At 70.8% G+C, this 16,126-nt stretch carries 16 protein-coding genes; 7 read left to right on the forward strand and 9 right to left on the reverse strand.

The annotated features are described in order from the left end of the window. Positions 1-8 precede the first annotated feature (8 nt). On the forward strand, positions 9-242 hold the full coding sequence (locus ABD831_RS09960) for a helix-turn-helix domain-containing protein (RefSeq protein WP_344945164.1): 234 nt from the start codon (positions 9-11) through the stop codon (positions 240-242). Next, complete coding sequence (locus ABD831_RS09965) at positions 242-1,189, forward strand: tyrosine-type recombinase/integrase (RefSeq protein WP_344945168.1); 948 nt, start codon at positions 242-244, stop codon at positions 1,187-1,189. The genes ABD831_RS09960 and ABD831_RS09965 overlap by 1 nt, the downstream gene beginning before the upstream one ends. A 151-nt stretch (positions 1,190-1,340) precedes the next feature. Here ABD831_RS09965 and glnA read toward each other — a convergent pair whose 3' ends face one another. Continuing rightward, entirely contained in the window at positions 1,341-2,765 is a 1,425-nt protein-coding gene (gene glnA / locus ABD831_RS09970; RefSeq protein WP_142177680.1) for a type I glutamate--ammonia ligase, read from the reverse strand. Positions 2,766-2,961: 196 nt separating this feature from the next. Between glnA and ABD831_RS09975 the strand changes: the two genes are divergently transcribed. After that, on the forward strand, positions 2,962-3,447 hold the full coding sequence (locus ABD831_RS09975) for an RDD family protein (RefSeq protein WP_142177681.1): 486 nt from the start codon (positions 2,962-2,964) through the stop codon (positions 3,445-3,447). Between the two features lie 84 nt (positions 3,448-3,531). Here ABD831_RS09975 and ABD831_RS09980 read toward each other — a convergent pair whose 3' ends face one another. The 5 genes from ABD831_RS09980 to lipB form a co-directional block, all read right to left on the reverse strand. Then, positions 3,532-4,266 (reverse strand): DUF4191 domain-containing protein, encoded by a 735-nt coding sequence (locus tag ABD831_RS09980; RefSeq protein ID WP_344945175.1) that lies wholly within the window; start codon positions 4,264-4,266, stop codon positions 3,532-3,534. A 5-nt stretch (positions 4,267-4,271) separates the two neighbouring features. Continuing rightward, entirely contained in the window at positions 4,272-5,297 is a 1,026-nt protein-coding gene (gene lipA, locus ABD831_RS09985; protein ID WP_344945178.1) for a lipoyl synthase, read from the reverse strand. Positions 5,298-5,442: 145 nt separating this feature from the next. Continuing rightward, positions 5,443-6,492 carry an ABC transporter permease subunit gene (locus ABD831_RS09990; protein ID WP_344945181.1) on the reverse strand — a complete coding sequence of 350 codons (1,050 nt, stop codon included), beginning with the start codon at positions 6,490-6,492 and terminating at the stop codon, positions 5,443-5,445. Next, positions 6,489-7,451: an ABC transporter ATP-binding protein gene (locus tag ABD831_RS09995; protein ID WP_344945184.1), complete on the reverse strand. Its 963-nt coding sequence runs from the start codon at positions 7,449-7,451 to the stop codon at positions 6,489-6,491. Before ABD831_RS09995 ends, ABD831_RS09990 begins: the two co-directional genes overlap by 4 nt. Before the next feature lie 111 nt (positions 7,452-7,562). Beyond that, positions 7,563-8,222 carry a lipoyl(octanoyl) transferase LipB gene (gene lipB / locus ABD831_RS10000; RefSeq protein ID WP_344945187.1) on the reverse strand — a complete coding sequence of 220 codons (660 nt, stop codon included), beginning with the start codon at positions 8,220-8,222 and terminating at the stop codon, positions 7,563-7,565. Positions 8,223-8,258: 36 nt separating this feature from the next. Here lipB and ABD831_RS10005 point away from each other — a divergent pair, with 36 nt between their 5' ends. Further along, positions 8,259-9,326: a Gfo/Idh/MocA family protein gene (locus ABD831_RS10005; RefSeq protein ID WP_344945190.1), complete on the forward strand. Its 1,068-nt coding sequence runs from the start codon at positions 8,259-8,261 to the stop codon at positions 9,324-9,326. Positions 9,327-9,480: 154 nt separating this feature from the next. Further along, a complete protein-coding gene (locus ABD831_RS10010) occupies positions 9,481-11,052 on the forward strand; it encodes a serine/threonine-protein kinase (RefSeq protein ID WP_344945193.1) in 1,572 nt (523 codons plus the stop codon). Here the strand turns inward: ABD831_RS10010 and ABD831_RS10015 are convergent. From ABD831_RS10015 to lpdA, 3 genes are read right to left on the reverse strand one after another with little or no spacing between them, the layout of a single operon-like run. Beyond that, entirely contained in the window at positions 11,030-11,938 is a 909-nt protein-coding gene (locus ABD831_RS10015) for a TIGR01777 family oxidoreductase (RefSeq protein WP_142177689.1), read from the reverse strand. The two genes, ABD831_RS10010 and ABD831_RS10015, sit on opposite strands and share 23 nt — an antisense overlap. A 25-nt stretch (positions 11,939-11,963) precedes the next feature. After that, positions 11,964-13,808, reverse strand: a complete 1,845-nt coding sequence (gene sucB, locus ABD831_RS10020; protein ID WP_344945197.1) for a 2-oxoglutarate dehydrogenase, E2 component, dihydrolipoamide succinyltransferase — start codon at positions 13,806-13,808, stop codon at positions 11,964-11,966. A gap of 31 nt (positions 13,809-13,839) precedes the next feature. Further along, positions 13,840-15,219 (reverse strand): dihydrolipoyl dehydrogenase, encoded by a 1,380-nt coding sequence (gene lpdA / locus ABD831_RS10025; protein ID WP_344945200.1) that lies wholly within the window; start codon positions 15,217-15,219, stop codon positions 13,840-13,842. Positions 15,220-15,421: 202 nt separating this feature from the next. On the opposite strand from lpdA, the gene ABD831_RS10030 reads away from it, so the two are divergent. Together ABD831_RS10030 and ABD831_RS10035 are read left to right on the forward strand one after the other, a co-directional pair. Further along, positions 15,422-15,769, forward strand: a complete 348-nt coding sequence (locus ABD831_RS10030) for a hypothetical protein (protein WP_344945203.1) — start codon at positions 15,422-15,424, stop codon at positions 15,767-15,769. Between the two features lie 147 nt (positions 15,770-15,916). Next, a complete protein-coding gene (locus ABD831_RS10035; protein WP_020145427.1) occupies positions 15,917-16,105 on the forward strand; it encodes a DUF5302 domain-containing protein in 189 nt (62 codons plus the stop codon). Positions 16,106-16,126: the final 21 nt, after the last annotated feature.

The raw sequence follows: 16,126 nt of genomic DNA on the forward strand, positions 1-16,126 counted from the left end.
TCTCGGCTATGACAGTTACGGATCAGCAGATCGGGAAGCGTGTCCGAGAGCGCCGCGAGCGCCGCGACTTCTCGCAGGCACAGGTGGCAGCCGCGATGAATGTCAAGGGATTTCACACGTGGACGAAGGTGATTGTGAGCAGGGTGGAGCTGGGTACTCGCGCACTCAAGCTCCGCGAGGCGCAGGCTCTTTGCGGTGACGCGATCCTCGGCTGCACGCTCGATGAATTGGTGGCTGGCTGATGGGCAGCGTCAAGCGGCAAGAGAATGGGACGTACCGGGCTCGTTACCGAGACACGGACGGCAAGGAGCATCTGCGCCGGTTCAAGCGCTCGGCGGAGGCGCGGTCGTGGCTGGCTGACCAGGAGGCGGCCGTGCGTCGCGGCGACCACATCGACGCCAGGACGGCGCGGCTGACTGTGGGGGAGTGGCTCGACCGCTGGCTCGAGGGCTATGGCTCACGCCGCGCCTCCACGGTGCGACAGGCCAACGTCCACGCGCGGATCATCCGACAGGAGTTTGGCGATCGGCGTCTGGGCGACATCCGCCCGAGCGAGGTCAAGGCCTGGGTCGCCCGGCTGGGCGAGAAGTACGCCGACAGCACGCGCTACGCGATCTACCGACGCTTCTCCCAGGTGATGTCGGACGCTGTCCATGACGGGCTCATCCCCAGGTCACCCTGCAGCCGGAAGACGTCACCGCGACAGGGCAGCCAGCGCCCCGAGGTCGCCACAGTGGAACAGGTCTGGGAGCTGCACGACGCGATGCCCGACCACCTCCGCCCAGCCGTGCTGCTCGGGGCCTTCGCTGGCCTACGCGTCTCGGAGGTGTGCGGCTTGCGCGTGACGGACGTCGACCTGATGCGCGGCATCGTGAGTCCCGCTCAGCAGTGGGGCGGTGAGCCGCTGAAGTCCGACGCGGCCCGGACGCCGGTTCCAATTCCCAGCGACCTTTCACTCATGCTCGCCGCCCAGGCCACGGGAGAGACCTTCGTCCTGGACGAGCTGGGCAAGCCACTGGGGCCTTGGGCCGTCGAGCGCGCGGTTCGCTATCGACGCGGCACAGTCCAGGGCCTGCCTCAAGGCTTCCGCTTCCACGACCTGCGGCACACTTACGCGTCGCTGCTGATCTCGCAGGGGCTTGATGTGAAAACGCGGTGCAGACGCGCATGCGCCACGCATCGGCGATGAGGACGCTCAACACCTACGGGCACATGTTCCCCGACACAGACGACAAGAGCCGCGACGCCGTGGCTACGGCATTCGCGGCTCGTCGTGCGGCCAAGTTGCGGCCAGCAGCGAGGCCCTGACCGCGTTTCCGCAGGTCAGGGCCTCATGCTGATCAGATGTCGAAGTACATCTCGAACTCGTGCGGGTGCGGACGGAAGCGGATCGGGTCCACCTCGTTCTTGCGCTTGTAGTCGATCCACGTCTCGATGAGGTCCTCGGTGAAGACGTCACCCTCGAGCAGGTAGGCGTGGTCGGCCTCGAGCGCGTCGAGCACGGCCGGCAGGGAGCCGGGGACCTGCTGGATCGCGTCGTGCTCCTCGGGCGGCAGCTCGTAGAGGTCCTTGTCCACCGGCTCCGGGGGCTCGATGCGGTTCTTGATGCCGTCGAGGCCCGCCATGAGCTGGGCGGCGAAGCAGAGGTACGGGTTCGCCGACGGGTCCGGGACGCGGAACTCGATGCGCTTGGCCTTGGGCGAGGTGCCCGTGATCGGGATGCGCACGCAGGCCGAACGGTTGCGGGCGGAGTAGACCAGGTTGACCGGGGCCTCGTAACCGGGGACCAGGCGGTGGTAGCTGTTCACCGTCGGGTTGGTGAAGGCGAGCAGCGACGGTGCGTGCTTGAGCAGACCGCCGATGTACCAGCGTGCGAGGTCGGACAGGCCGCCGTAGCCGCGCTCGTCGTAGAAGAGGGGCTCGCCGTCCTTCCAGAGCGACTGGTGGGTGTGCATCCCCGAGCCGTTGTCACCGAAGAGCGGCTTCGGCATGAAGGTCGCGGTGTGACCCTGCTTCCAGGCGGAGTTCTTGACGACGTACTTGAACTTCATCAGGTCGTCGCCGGAGTGCAGCAGGGTGTTGAAGCGGTAGTTGATCTCCATCTGGCCGGCGGTGCCGACCTCGTGGTGGCTGCGCTCGACGTTGAGACCGACCTCCTTGAGCTCGAGGCAGATCTTGTCGCGGAAGTCGGCGAAGTGGTCGACGGGGGAGACGGGGAAGTAGCCACCCTTGTAGCGCGTCTTGTAGCCCTTGTTGCCACCCTCCTCCTCGCGGCCGGTGTTCCACGCGGCCTCGATGGAGTCGAGGTAGTAGTAGGACGCGTTCGACTTCGTCTCGAAGCGCACGTCGTCGAAGACGTAGAACTCCGCCTCGGCACCGAAGTAGGCGGTGTCGGCGATGCCGGTGGACTTGAGGTACTCCTCGGCCTTGCTCGCGATGTTGCGCGGGTCGCGGCTGTAGCGCTCGTCCGTGAAGGGGTCGAGGATCGAGAAGTTCATGACCAGCGTCTTCTCGACGCGGTACGGGTCGATGAAGGCGGTGGCGGGGTCGGGCACGAGCTTCATGTCGGACTCGTGGATCGCCTGGAAGCCGCGGATCGAGGACCCGTCGAACATCTGACCAACGGTGAAGAAGTCCTCGTCGACCGACTCAGCCGGCACGTTGAAGTGCTGCATGACACCGGGCAGATCGCAGAACCGAATGTCGACGAACTTGACGTCCTCGTCCTTGATGAACGTGAGGACCTCGTCAGCTGAGCTGAACATCCAACCTCCTGATGTGGGGCGAGGTCGTCCGGGTCCTGGGCTCGTCAGAGCGGCAGGGACCGAGGGACGGCCTCGTGCTGTCGGTGTCGACACTATCGACTGCCGATTTCTCTGCCATGACCCTCATGTTTCGCCGGTGTTACGGATGGACAGGGCCGGGCAAAGGGCACGGACCGCGTCTCGTTACGCTGGTCCCGTGGTGGACCGCAAGGACTTCGGGTCATGGCTCCAGGGGCCCCGTGAGCGCACGAGCGCCGGCGAGCAGTACCGGGGCCGCGACCTCGGCCTGCCGCAGCACGGCCCCGGCTCGGTGGCCGGCTTCGGCATCCGCTTCGTCGGGGTGCTCATCGACTGGGGGATAGCCTCGGTCATCGCCCGCGGCCTCTTCGGGGTGCCCCTGCCGTTCTCGCAGCCGCCGGCGTCCGGGGGACAGGGCTTCGTGGTGCTGGCGGTCTTCGGTGTCATGCACCTGCTGCTGGTCGGCACGGTCGGCCTCACGATCGGCCACCGGGTCGTGGGTCTGCAGGTGCGCTCGCTGGGTGGCACCGGTCGGGTCCTGCCCCTCCAGGCCCTGGCCCGCACCCTGCTGCTCTGCATGTTCATCCCCGCGGTCGTCTGGGACCGCGACGGTCGTGGCCTGCACGACAAGGTGCCGGGCACCGTCATCGTCCGCACCCGCTGACGGTCGAAGAGCCGTTCGCCCCCCACATCGAAAGAGCAGCCCCTCCCCGAGGGGAGGAGCTGCTCTTTGGACCAAGGCGGGGGATCACTTGCCGCGCAGAGCCTTCCGGTCCATGCGGGCACGCATCGGGTCGACGCCGGGCGGCAGGGGAGCGCGCAGGCCTCCGAGGGCCTTGAGGCGCTTGTTGACGAGGGCCATCTCGTCCTTGGTGATCTGCGGCTTGAGGCGCTGGACCTTGCTCGCGAGCTTGGGCAGCGGAACCTCGTTCTCGCCCGAGCCGACGCGCAGCGTGATGACCGGGACCCCGGGGGCGACCCGCTCGACGCGCTTCTTCTCGGTGGCGAGCAGCTTCTGGACGCGGGCCGTCGGGCCCTCGCCGACCAGGACGACGCCCGGTCGGCCCAGGGCGCGGTAGACCATCGCGGCAGAGCTGATGTCGCCGGGGCGGGCGACATCGGCGGCGACTGGCTCGCGGTCGGTGTACCAGCCGCGGCGGATCGAGGTGAGCGCGGCGCCGGCAGCGCCGGCCTGGCCCTCGATCTGGCTGTAGGCGGCGCGCTCGGCGCGTCGGCTCATGATGATCGTCGCGGCGAGGACGCCGAAGAGCACGCCGAAGATGCCGAAGATCCACGGCAGCTTGACGAGGAAGCCGACGACGAGGAGCACCCCGAAGACGACGAGGAACGACAGCAGCATGAACCAGCCGATGAGCGGGTCAGCTTGCTTGGAGACCCGGTAGACGTCTCGGATCTGGGACAGTCGTCCCTGCTTCTTCTCCTGGGGCGCGCTGCTCGCGTCGCCGTCCTTGTTGCGTGCCATGGTGCTCAGGATACGGCGCTCTGGGCGCGGGCCACCAACGACGCCGCCTCCTGGCGGGCGGGGGACTCGGCAGCCTCGGCGAGGTGGGACAGGTGGGGCGGGATCTCGCGCCCCCACTTGCGCATCGCGGTCGCCCAGAGGCGTCCCGCGCGGTAGGACGAGCGCACGAGCGGGCCGGCCATGACGCCCTTGAAGCCCATCTCCTCGGCCACCTCGGACCAGTGCACGAACTCCTCGGGCTTGACCCACCGGTCGATGGGGTGGTGCAGCTTCGAGGGACGCAGGTACTGGGTGATCGTCAGGATGTCGCAGCCCGCCTCGTGGAGGTCGCGGATGGCCTCCTCGATCTCGGTGTCGGTCTCACCCATGCCGAGGATGAGGTTGGACTTCGTGACCAGCTGTGCCTCGCGCGCCATCGTCAGCACCCGGAGCGACTTCTCGTAGGTGAACGCGGGCCGGATGCGCTTGAAGATGCGCGGCACGGTCTCGAGGTTGTGGGCGAAGACCTCGGGGCGCGCGTCGAAGACCTGGCTCACGAGCTCCGGCTTGGCCCCGAAGTCGGGCGGGAGGATCTCGACGCCGGTGTTGGGGTTGAGCAGGTGGATCTGGCGGATCGTCTCGGCGTAGAGGCCGGCGGCTCCGTCGGGCTGGTCGTCGCGCGCGACGCCGGTGACGGTCGAGTAGCGCAGCCCCATCCGGGCGACCGACTCGGCCACGCGGCGCGGCTCGTCGAGGTCGAGGAAGGTCGGGCGGCCCGTCGCGATGTCGCAGAAGTCGCAGCGCCGGGTGCAGACGTCACCCCCGATGAGGAAGGTGGCCTCCTTGTCCTCCCAGCACTCGAAGATGTTGGGGCAGGCGGCCTCTTGGCACACCGTGTGCAGTCCCTCGGACTTCACCATCGAGTGCAGGGCGGTGTACTCAGGACCCATCTTCGCGGTCGTCCTGATCCAGGACGGCTTGCGCTCGATGGGGGTCTCGGCATTGCGCGCCTCGACGCGCAGCAGACGACGGCCGTCGGGAACGACAGACACACGGGCTCCTTGGTCGGGATTTGCTGCTCCGCACAGGTTACGCCCCATCCCGGACATCGCCGGACGCCGGCAGGCGCCGTGGGTGCGCAGGCACGCGAGGTCCCGACCGACGGCGTATGCCGTCTGCTGCCCTCCCGCACGCCCGTCAGGTGACGTCGCGCCGACGGAAGGCGACGAGACCGGCCAGCACCACGAGGACCAGGACGCACAGCAGGTACACCCAGCCGTGCGTGTAGGTGAGGGTCTGCTGGCCCTGCTGGCACTCGGTGGCGGTGCACGTCTCGGCGAAGTAGGTGGTGCCCTTGTCGATGAACGCCTCGATGTTCTTCAGCACCGACCACTGCTGGAGGCGGCCCTGCAGGAACGCCTGCACGACGATGCCCTCGACCACGACGGCGAAGCCGAGCACGACGCCGATGACGGCGGCCGTGTGCCGCAGCAGCAGCCCCAGGGCCGCCCCGACGACACCGGCGCCGAGAGCCAGGGCCACGGTGCGCAGCCCGAGCACCCACAGCGGATCTGCGAGTGCAGGCGGCACGGGCAGCTGGAGGTCGGAACCGGGCCGGTTGACGACCGCGATCATGCGGGCCCCCAGGTTGGCCAGGACCACCCCCAGGACCGCGACGCCGGTGCCACCGACGGCGGCAGCCGCGAGCTTGCTCGACGCGACGCGGAGCCGTCGTGGCTGGAAGGTGAGCCACTGGCCCATCGACCCGGACGTGAACTCGGCACCCACGAACCCCGCGCCGACGAGCAGGGCGACGAAGGCGAGCACGAGGGCGCCGACCTTGGTGATGTCCTCGGTGATCGTGTCGGCGACCGGCAGCACGACCCCCATCTGCTCGAGGGTCGGTGTCTGGCTCTGTGCGTCGCAGCCGAAGTCGAGGGTCTGGTCACCGCTGCGGTCGCGCTCGATCGCCTGCTGCTTGCGGCACTCCTCCGCCATGCGCGGTGCCTCCTGCTGCATGGTCCGGAAGTCGGCGAGGTGCTGGGCGACGCGCTCGGGACTGCTCTCGCTGTAGGCGTTGTAGACGCTGGCGCCGATGAAGAGCACCACCGCGACGACCGCGACCCTGGTCAGTCGGCGCCACCACAGGCGACGCAGCTCGACGCCGACCAGCCCGGCGAACGACGTGCCCCTCGGCCGCCGCTCGGTGCGCGGCCTGGAGTCGGGGGAGACGAGGGTCTCGCTCATGCCGCACCTCCGCCCACGTGGCCACCGGCGACCTGGTCGGCCTCGCCCCCGAGGCCCTGGTCGGCGGTGAGCGCGAGGAACGCGGACTCGAGGTCGGGGCGGACCGGGACGAGCTCGCTGACGAAGAGCCCGTGTCCGGCGAGCGCCCGCGTGACCGACGACGGGTCCTCCGCAGCGACCACGAGGTGCTCCCCGTCACGGGTGGGCGTGAAGCCCTCGTCGCGCAGCACCTGCTGGGCGCGGTCGGGTGAGGCGACGCGAACGCGCACCTGGGCGACCCCGGAGCCGCCGAGGATGTCGCTGACGGTGCCCTCGGCGAGCAGGGTCCCGTGCCCGATGATGCTCACGGTGTCGGCGACCTGCTCGACCTCGGCGAGGATGTGCGAGCTGACGAGCACCGTCTTGCCTTGCGCGCCAAGGGATCTCATCGTGTCACGCACCTCGCGGATGCCGGCCGGGTCGAGCCCGTTGGTCGGCTCGTCGAAGATCAGCAGGTCCGGGTCCTTGAGCAGCGTGGCCGCGATGGCGAGCCGCTGCTTCATGCCGAGGGAGAAGCCGGCGTATCGGTCGCGTCCCCGGTCACCGAGGTGCGTCGCCTCGAGCACCTCGTCGACGCGGTGCCGCGGGCTGCCGATCGCACCGGCGAGCAGGACGAGGTTCTGTCGGGCCGTGAAGGCGGGGAAGAACTTCGGGGACTCCACGATCGCACCCACCCGGTCGATGACGTGGGGCAGGCGCCCGGGCACCGCCTGGCCGAACACCTCCGCGGTGCCCGAGTCGGCGCGCACGAGCCCGAGGAGCATCCGTATCGTCGTCGTCTTGCCCGACCCGTTGGGACCGAGGAACCCGTGGACCCCGCCGAGCGGCACGGCCATGGACAGGCCGGTGACGGCGACCCGTCGTGATCCTCGGCTCAGGTACGTCTTGCGAAGGTTGACGGTGCGGACGGCGACGTCCATCGATCCCCCTGGTTCGACCGGCTGGTGGTCGACACCCTAAGGGGTGCCATCGCCCGACCGGGCGGGGACTCACCGGTCACGACACGGCATACGCCCCCGAGGGCACGGGGATCAGGCCAGGACGCGACGGTTCGGTCGGAGCGTCGGCAGGATGTCGGCGAGGTGCTTCTCGACGTGGGGGATCACCTCGGTGACCGGCACGTCCCGCCCGAGCTCGAACGACAGCGAGGTCACGCCGGCACCGACGATGCCGCACGGGATGATCACCTTGCCCCAGGACAGGTCGGGGTTGCAGTTGAGGGCGAAGCCGTGCATCGCGACCTGGCGGCTGACGCGGATGCCGATGGCGCCGATCTTGCGGCGAGGACCTCGGTCGTCCTCGGCGATCCACGTGCCGCTCTCGCCCTCGACCCGACCCGCCTCGACACCGAAGTCGGCGCAGACCCGGATCATCATCTCCTCGATGTGCCGGACGTAGCCGACCACGTCGATCGGAGCCGGCAGGCGCACGATCGGGTAGCCGGTGATCTGACCCGGACCGTGCCAGGTGATCTTGCCGCCCCGGTCGACGTCGATGACCGGCGTGCCGTCCGTGGGCCGCTCCTGCGGCTCGGTGCGCTTGCCGGCCGTGTAGACCGCACGGTGCTCGAGGAGGTAGACGGTGTCCGGCTCCTCTCCCGCGACGACCTTCGCGTGGGTGTCGCGCTGGACCTGCCAGGCCTGCTCGTAGTCGACGAAGTCGGGGTCGAGGCCGAGGTGGACGAAGCGCATGCGGTCACCCTACGCCGGGCGGCATACGATGCCGGAATGCCTGCCACCGACCCGTCCCCGTCCACTCCGCTCCGTGTCGGACTCGTCGGCTACGGCTCCGCGGGTCGGGGCATCCACGCGCCCCTCATCGTCAGGGCGGGGCTCACGGTGGCCGCGGTGTCGACGTCGAACGCGACCCGCGCCGACGAGGTCCGTGCCGACCTGCCGGACGCCGAGGTGGTTCCCGACCTCGAGACGCTGCTCGCCGTCGAGGGGCTCGACCTCGTCGTGCTGGCCTCGCCGAGCGGCGTGCACGCCGAGCAGGCGGAGCGGGTCATCGAGGCAGGCCTTCCGCTCGTCGTCGACAAGCCCCTCGCCGTCGACGCGAGCCGTGCCCTCGACGTCGTGGACCAGGCGGCGCACCGCGGGGTTCCGCTCACGGTCTTCAACAACCGGCGCTTCGACCCGGAGCTCGCAGCTCTGCGGATCGTGCGTGACCAGGGGATCGTCGGCGAGATCTGGCGCGCCGAATACCGTTGGGACCGTTGGCGTCCCGTGCCCAAGCAGCGTTGGCGCGAGCAGGTGACGGCGGAGGAGGGCGGCGGCCTGCTCCTCGACCTCCAGACCCACCTCGTGGACCAGGCCGTGCTGCTGCACGGTGAGGTCGAGTCCGTGTACGCCGAGGTGGACTCTCGCACGACGGTCGCCGAGGACGACACCTTCCTCGCGTGCCACCACACCTCGGGCGTCGTCAGTCACGTCATGTCGAGCTCGGTCAACGGCGCGCCGGGCCCGCGCGCCCGCGTCAACGGCTCGGCCGGGTCGTTCGTCATCGGGCGGCAGTTCGACGACGTCAGCTCCTTCACCGAGTTCGAGAACGACGGCGACGCGGTCGGCTGGGTCGTGCGCGGAGACGAGCGGGAGCCCGGTCCCGTCGTGACCGACGCCGACCAGGCCAACTTCTACCGCGCCGTCGCGGCGGCGCTCGTGTCGTCGGACCCGCAGGCCACGATGCCGGTCGACCCGCGGGACGCCGTCCACGTGCTCGCCGTCGTCGACGCCGCCCGGATCAGTGCCCGCGACCGGCGCGTGGTCGACGTCGTGACGCCCGGCCAGACCCCCTGACGCCGGCTCTTCGCAGCACCGATCCGCGTATGCCGTGTGGGCCGGTCCGTCAGGAGCGTCCGGTGGTCGCAGGTCCGGGCTGACGGACGTGCTGGTCGTCGGCGCCTGTGGACGACCCGCTCCAGGGTGGCGGCCCGGCTGCTTGCATGATCGCGTGAGCGACAACGAGCGCCGGCAGCCGCCCCCGAGGCCCGAGGTCCCGGGGCACCACGTCGAGGCCGTGATCGGGACCGGGTCGTCGGCCGTCGTGTGGGCCGGCACCGACGCCACCGGTCGCCGAGTGGCGATCAAGGTGCCGCACCGCGGCCGGGACGAGCTCGACCGGCAGCAGTCGATCGCCGAGCAGCAGGTGCTGCTCGCAGTGCACCACGACCACCTCGTACCCCTCCGGTCAGTGGTGCCCCTCGCCGACGGCCGTGACGCCTTGGTCTTCGACGTCGTCCGAGGTGCCCAGCTCGCCGGCATGGTGCGCAGCCGCGGACACCTCCGGCCGGGTGAGGTCGTCACCGTCCTCACCCCGGTGTGCGAGGCCGTCGCCCACCTGCACTCCGCAGGTGGCCTGCACGCCGACATCTCGCCGGCCAACATCACGGTGACCCACGACGGTCGGCCGGTCCTGCTCGACCTCGGCGCCGCACGCGTGGCCGGCTGCGATCCCGGCGCCGTCGTGGGCACGCCCGGGTTCGTCGCCCCGGAGGTGCGACTCGGGTCCGAGCCGGACGAGGCCGCCGACGTCTACGCACTGGGCGCCGTGGCGTGGTTCTGCCTCACCGGCAACGGGGCTCCCGACACGATGATGCGCCTCGACCACGAGACGATCGTCAGCCATGTCGGCCGCGAGCTCGCAGACGTCGTGGCGGTCGCCATCGACCCCGAGGGGGAGCGGCGACCCAGCGCTGCCGAGCTGGCCCGGCTCTTCTTCGAGGCCGTCGCACCTGAGCCCGTCGAGGTCGTGGTCGGCTCCGACGGGGCCTCGGCACTGACCCACCGGCTGCGGGCGGACGCCGGGCGCGAACCGGCCGTCGTCGAGCCGCCGGCGAGGCGCTGGCCCGGACGGGCGCTGGCCACGGCCGTCGTCGCCGTGCCGCTGCTGGCTGCCGCCGGTTGGGCGCTGGCGGCCCGCGGGCCCGACGTGCCGCGCGAGCGCCCCGGGGTCGTCGTCCCGGGCGCCGGCCACGCCGCCCAGCCGACGGGGACCACCCCCACCTCGCGCGGCCAGAGCTCGAGCGTGGCCGACGCGGCGCCGGTGCGGCCGGCGGCGACCCCCGCGCCGGCCGCACGGTCGACGACGCCCGGCGTCCAGGTCACCGACCGGGTGCTGCAGGACGCGGCGAGCCCGTCCCTGCGGGCCGAGGACCTGCTGCAGGCCCTGAGCGACCGTCGCGCGGCAGCGCTCGCGTCCCGGGACGTGGCCGCGCTCTCCGGCGTCCACGCGCCCGGCTCGCCGAGTCTCTCCAGCGACCGGGCGCTCGTGTCCGGGCTCGTCGACTCCCGCACGAGGTGGGAGGGGCTCCGGCTCGAGGTGGCCGAGGCCGTGTTCGTCTCGGGGTCACCGTCCGAGGCGGTGGTGCGCGCCCGCGTCGACTGGACGGCATACGTCCTCGTGACCGCCGCGGGCACACGCGTCGAGCGACCGGCCGACGTCGGGCGTCAGCTCGACTTCCGACTCGTGCGCGGCGACCAGGGCTGGCGCATCGGCGCGATCAGCGCCGGACCAGCCACCTGACCGCACTGTCGAGGTCGGGGTGCTCGAAGACGAAGCCCGAGGCGAGCAGGGCTGCGGGCTCGACCCGCTGGCTGGCGATGACGTAGTCGGCGAACTCACCGATGACGGCACGCAGCGCGAAGCGGGGCGCGGGGACGAACGCCGGGCGGGACAGCGCCGAGCCGATGGCCGACGCGATCTCCCGTTGGCGTGCGGACCCGGGCGCGGTGAGGTTGAACGGTCCGGTGAGCTCGGGTCGGTCGATGAGGTGCAGGATCGCGCGCACCTCGTCGACGAGGGTGATCCACGGCCACCACTCGCGGCCGGAGGCCATCGGCCCACCGAGGCCCAGGCGGCCGAGGAGCACCACCTGCTCGAAGGCCCCACCCCGGTGTGCCATGACGAGACCGGTGCGGACGAAGGCGACCGGCAGCCCGGCATCCACGGCAGGCTGGGCCGCGCCCTCCCAGCGCACGACGACGCCGGCCAGGAAGTCCCGGCCCGGCGGGCTCGACTCCGTCAGGTGCTCCTCGTCGCGGTCGCCGTAGTAGCCGACGGCCGAGGCGTTGACGAGACGGATGGTCTCGCCGGTGCGCTCGCGGTGCGCGAGCAGCGCCTGGACGACCGTGCCCGTGGCGTCGGTGCGGGACCGCTCGACCTCACGCTTGTGCTCGGCGTTCCAGCGACGGTCGCCGATGCCGACCCCGGCAAGGTTCACGACCGCCGCGACCCCGTCGAGTGCGGCCTCGTCGAGGCGCCCCCGGGCAGGATCCCACTGGATCTCGTCCGGCGCGGAGGGGGAGTGGCGCACGAGCCGGACGACCTCGTCGCCACGGTCCTCGAGCGCACGCCGAAGCGCGCCGCCGATCAGGCCGGACGAGCCGGTGACGGCGACGCGCTTCGTCAAGGGGTGCTCCTCATGCTGGGGAACCTCAGGCCTCGAACTGGCCCTCTTCGAGCCTGGCCTTCATCGTGCCGAGGAACCGCGCAGCGTCGGCCCCGTCGACGATCCGGTGGTCGTAGGACAGGGCGAGGTACATCATCGAACGGATGGCGATGGTCTCGCCGCCGTCGGCGTCGGTGACGACGACGGGCCGCTTGACGATCGCGCCGGTGCCGAGGATCGCCACCTGCGGCTGGTTGATGATCGGCGTGTCGAACAGCGCGCCACGGCTACCGGTGTTGGTGATCGTGAACGTGCCGCCAGCCAGGTCGTCCGGCGTGATCTTGTTGCTGCGCGTGCGCGCGGCGACGTCGGCGATCGCGCGGGCGAGCCCGGCGATGTTGAGGTCGCCGGCGTTCTTCACGACCGGGACGATGAGGCCCTTCTCCGTGTCGACCGCGATCGAGAGGTTCTCGCTGCCGTGGTAGACGACCTCGTCGCCGTCGATGCTCGCGTTGACCATCGGGTGCGCCTTGAGCGCCTCGGTGGCGGCCAGCGCGAGGAACGGCAGGAAGCTGAGCTTGGTGCCCTCGCGGGCCTCGAAGTCGCCCTTCACCTTGGCTCGCAGCCGTGCCACCTTGGTCAGGTCGACCTCGACGACGGTCGTCAGCTGCGCCGAGACCTGCAGCGACTCGACCATGCGGGTCGCGATGACCTTGCGCAGACGGGTCATCTTCTCCCGGGTGCCACGCTTGGGCGAGACCGAGGCGGACCCGCTGGGTGCCGTCGATGACGTGGCCGCGGCAGGTGCCGCGGGCGCGGCAGCAGCCGCCGGCGCGGGAGCCGGGGCCTTCGCGGCCTCGGCCGCGTCGAGCACGTCCTGCTTGCGGATGCGACCGCCGACACCCGTCCCCGTCACGGAGCCGAGGTCGACGTCGTGCTGGGTGGCGAGCTTGCGCACGAGCGGCGTGACGTACGCGGCGGCGTCGTCGCGAGACGGCGTCGCAGCGGCGGGCTGGGAGGCGGGCTCGGAGGCCTGGGGCGCCTCCGGCGACTGCTGCGCCGGGGCGCGCTCGGCGTCGGCGGGCTTGCCCGCGGCCTCCGGTGCCGCCTCCTGCGGCTGCTCCTGGGCCGGAGCCTTGGGTGCCTCGGCCGCCGGCTCCGGGGCCTTCTCCGGCTCAGGCGCCTTCTCGGGCTCCGGGGCCTTGTCGGGCTCGGGTGACGCGGCGGGCGCGCCGCCGATGACGGCGAGGTCCGCGCCGACCGGGACGGTGTCGTCCTCCTGGACGAGGATCTTGGTGAGCGTGCCGGCGACGGGCGACGGGATCTCGGTGTCGACCTTGTCGGTCGAGACCTCGAGGAGCGGCTCGTCGACGGCGACCTCGTCGCCCTCGGCCTTGAGCCAACGCGTCACGGTGCCCTCGGTGACGGACTCGCCGAGTGCCGGCATCGTCACCGTCTGGCCCTCGCCTCCGGACGAGGAGGAGGCGGCCGCCTGCGGCTGCTCGGCCTGCTGCGCCTCGGGCTCGCTCGTCGCAGCCTGCGGCTCCTGCTCGGTGCTGGGGGCCTCGGGGGCGGGGGCGGCCTGCTCGGGCTCGGGCTGGGCCTCGGGCTGCGACTCGGCGGCCGGGGCGTCGCCACCGGAGGCCGGGGCGCTGCCGTCACCGATGACGGCCAGGTCCGCGCCCACGGGGACGGTGTCGTCCTCCTGGGCGAGGATCTCCTGGAGGGTGCCCGCCACGGGGGAGGGGATCTCGGTGTCGACCTTGTCGGTCGAGACCTCGAGCAGGGGCTCGTCGACCTCGATGCGGTCACCGACGTTCTTCAGCCAGCGGGTGACGGTCCCCTCGGTGACTGACTCACCCAGGGCCGGCATGGTCACGCGTTCTGACATGACGTGTTCTCTCCTCTTCCCAGTTTCTGGCTCAAGCGTGTGCGTGCAGGGGCTTACCCGCCAAGGCCAAGTGTGCCTCGCCGAGAGCCTCGTTCTGTGTGGGGTGCGCGTGGATGAGACCGGCGACGTCCTCCGGGTGCGCCTCCCAGTTGACGATGAGCTGAGCCTCACCGATCTGCTCACCCATCCGGGCGCCGATCATGTGGACACCGACGACCGGCCCGTCGACCTGGCGCACGAGCTTGACGAAGCCCTGCGTCCCGAGGATCTGGGACTTGCCGTTGCCGCCGAGGTTGTACTCGTACGTCGCGACGTCACCGTGCTTCTCGCGGGCCTGAGCCTCGGTCAGGCCGACGCTCGCGATCTCGGGGTCGCAGTAGGTGACGCGCGGGATGCCGCTCTCGTCGATGGTCGCGGGCGCCAGCCCGGCGATCTCCTCGGCGACGAAGATGCCCTGGGCGAAACCTCGGTGCGCGAGCTGGAGGCCCGGGACGATGTCGCCGACGGCGTAGACGCCCGGGGCGCTCGTGCGCAGGCGCTCGTCGGTGGGCACGAAACCACGGTCGACGGTGACGCCGGCTGCCTCGTAGCCCAGTCCGTCGGTGACCGGCCCGCGGCCGACGGCCACGAGCAGGAGGTCGGCCTCGATCGTCTCGCCCGACTCGAGCGACACCGAGACGACGTCGCCGTGCTGGGTGGCCCCGGCGAAGCGCACCCCGGTCTTGAACGAGATCTTGCGCTTGCGGAAGGACCGCTCGAGCTGCTTGCTGATGGCCTCGTCCTCGGCCGCGACGAGTCGGGGCAGGGCCTCGACGATCGTCACCTCCGAGCCGAAGCTCTTGAAGACGGAGGCGAACTCGACGCCGATGACGCCGCCGCCGAGCACGATGACCCGGGCCGGCACGTGGTCGATGGACAGGGCCTGCTCGCTCGTCATGATCCGGCCGCCGATCTCGAGGCCGGGCAGCGACTTCGCGTAGCTGCCGGTGGCGAGCACGACGTTGCGGCCAGTGAGCCGGCGGTCACCGACGACGACGGTGTGGGGGCCGTCGAGAACGCCTGCGCCCTCGACGTAGTCGATCTTGGCGGCCTTGACGAGGCCCTGGAGCCCCTTGTGCAGCCGGCTGACCACACCGTCCTTGTAGGCGTTGACGCCGGACATGTCGACCGACTCGAACGTCGTCTTGACGCCGAACGAGGCGCCCTCGCGGGCGACGTCGGCCACCTCGGCGGCGTGGAGCAGCGCCTTGGTGGGGATGCAGCCCTGGTGCAGGCACGTGCCGCCGAGACGCCCCTTCTCGACGAGCGCCACCGAGAGGCCCAGCTCTGCCGACCGGAGTGCGCAGGCGTAGCCGCCCGACCCTCCACCGAGAATGACGACGTCGTAGTCGCTGGCGGCATCAGCCGGCATGTGAATGTGCTCCTTCGGGGCGGATCGTCCACTCCGGCCGGGGTGCAGCAGGAGCAGGGGGGACGTGCCGGAGTACGCGTTGGTGGGCGTACAGGCGGTGTGCAAGAGCATCTTGTCATTGATCGTGGGTGAGGGCACAGGCAGGTCACGGCCCCGCGCGTGCTGTCCTCGTGCGCACGGTTCGACCACGTACAGTGCCGACATGGGCTGGTTCTCACGACGCGGCAGCCGCAAGGGTCTCGCCTTCCCCGGCCGCTCCGACGGACCCAAGATGGAGATCGACCGGAAGGCGGTCGAGCAGCACCTGCGCTCCTTCGTCGAGTCCCGGCTCGGTGTCGAGGCCTACGTCGAGCCGGCCACGAGCGTGACGCCCACGACGATCGTGCTCATCGCCTGGGACGGCGAGTGGACGCGCCGCGCGGTGGGCTCGCCCAAGGACGGCTTCGAGATCAGCCAGAAGCTCGGGGTCCCGGTCTACGACGTCAACAAGACCGGCTACCCCAACCGGATGCGCGAGTGGAGCAAGCGCCGCCGGCAGGGGGACGCGTGAGCCGGCCACCCGGCATGCGGCAGTCTCGTACCGCGGCGGGTCGGCCCGCGCAGGAAAAGGGAGTGGACCGGGCTACGGTTCGCTGACAGGGTGAAAGTTGTTCAGTCCGTGCCGGATTCGGCGCCACAGCACACAGGAGGTTCTCGAATGTCGAAGCAGGATGGCGAATCCAGCGGTCCCAGCGAGGAGATGAAGGCCAAGTTCCGCGCCGCGCTCGACAAGAAGCACGCGCACGGCGGCAAGGACGTCTCCGACGACCACGACCGCACCAAGGTGCACGGTGCCCACGGCCCCGCCAAGGCCCAGCAGATGTTCCGTCGCAAGTCCGGCGGCTGAGCGCAGCCGCACCGACGCGAG

This window comes from Terrabacter ginsenosidimutans (assembly GCF_039539425.1).
Taxonomy (GTDB): Bacteria; Actinomycetota; Actinomycetes; order Actinomycetales; family Dermatophilaceae; genus Terrabacter; species Terrabacter ginsenosidimutans.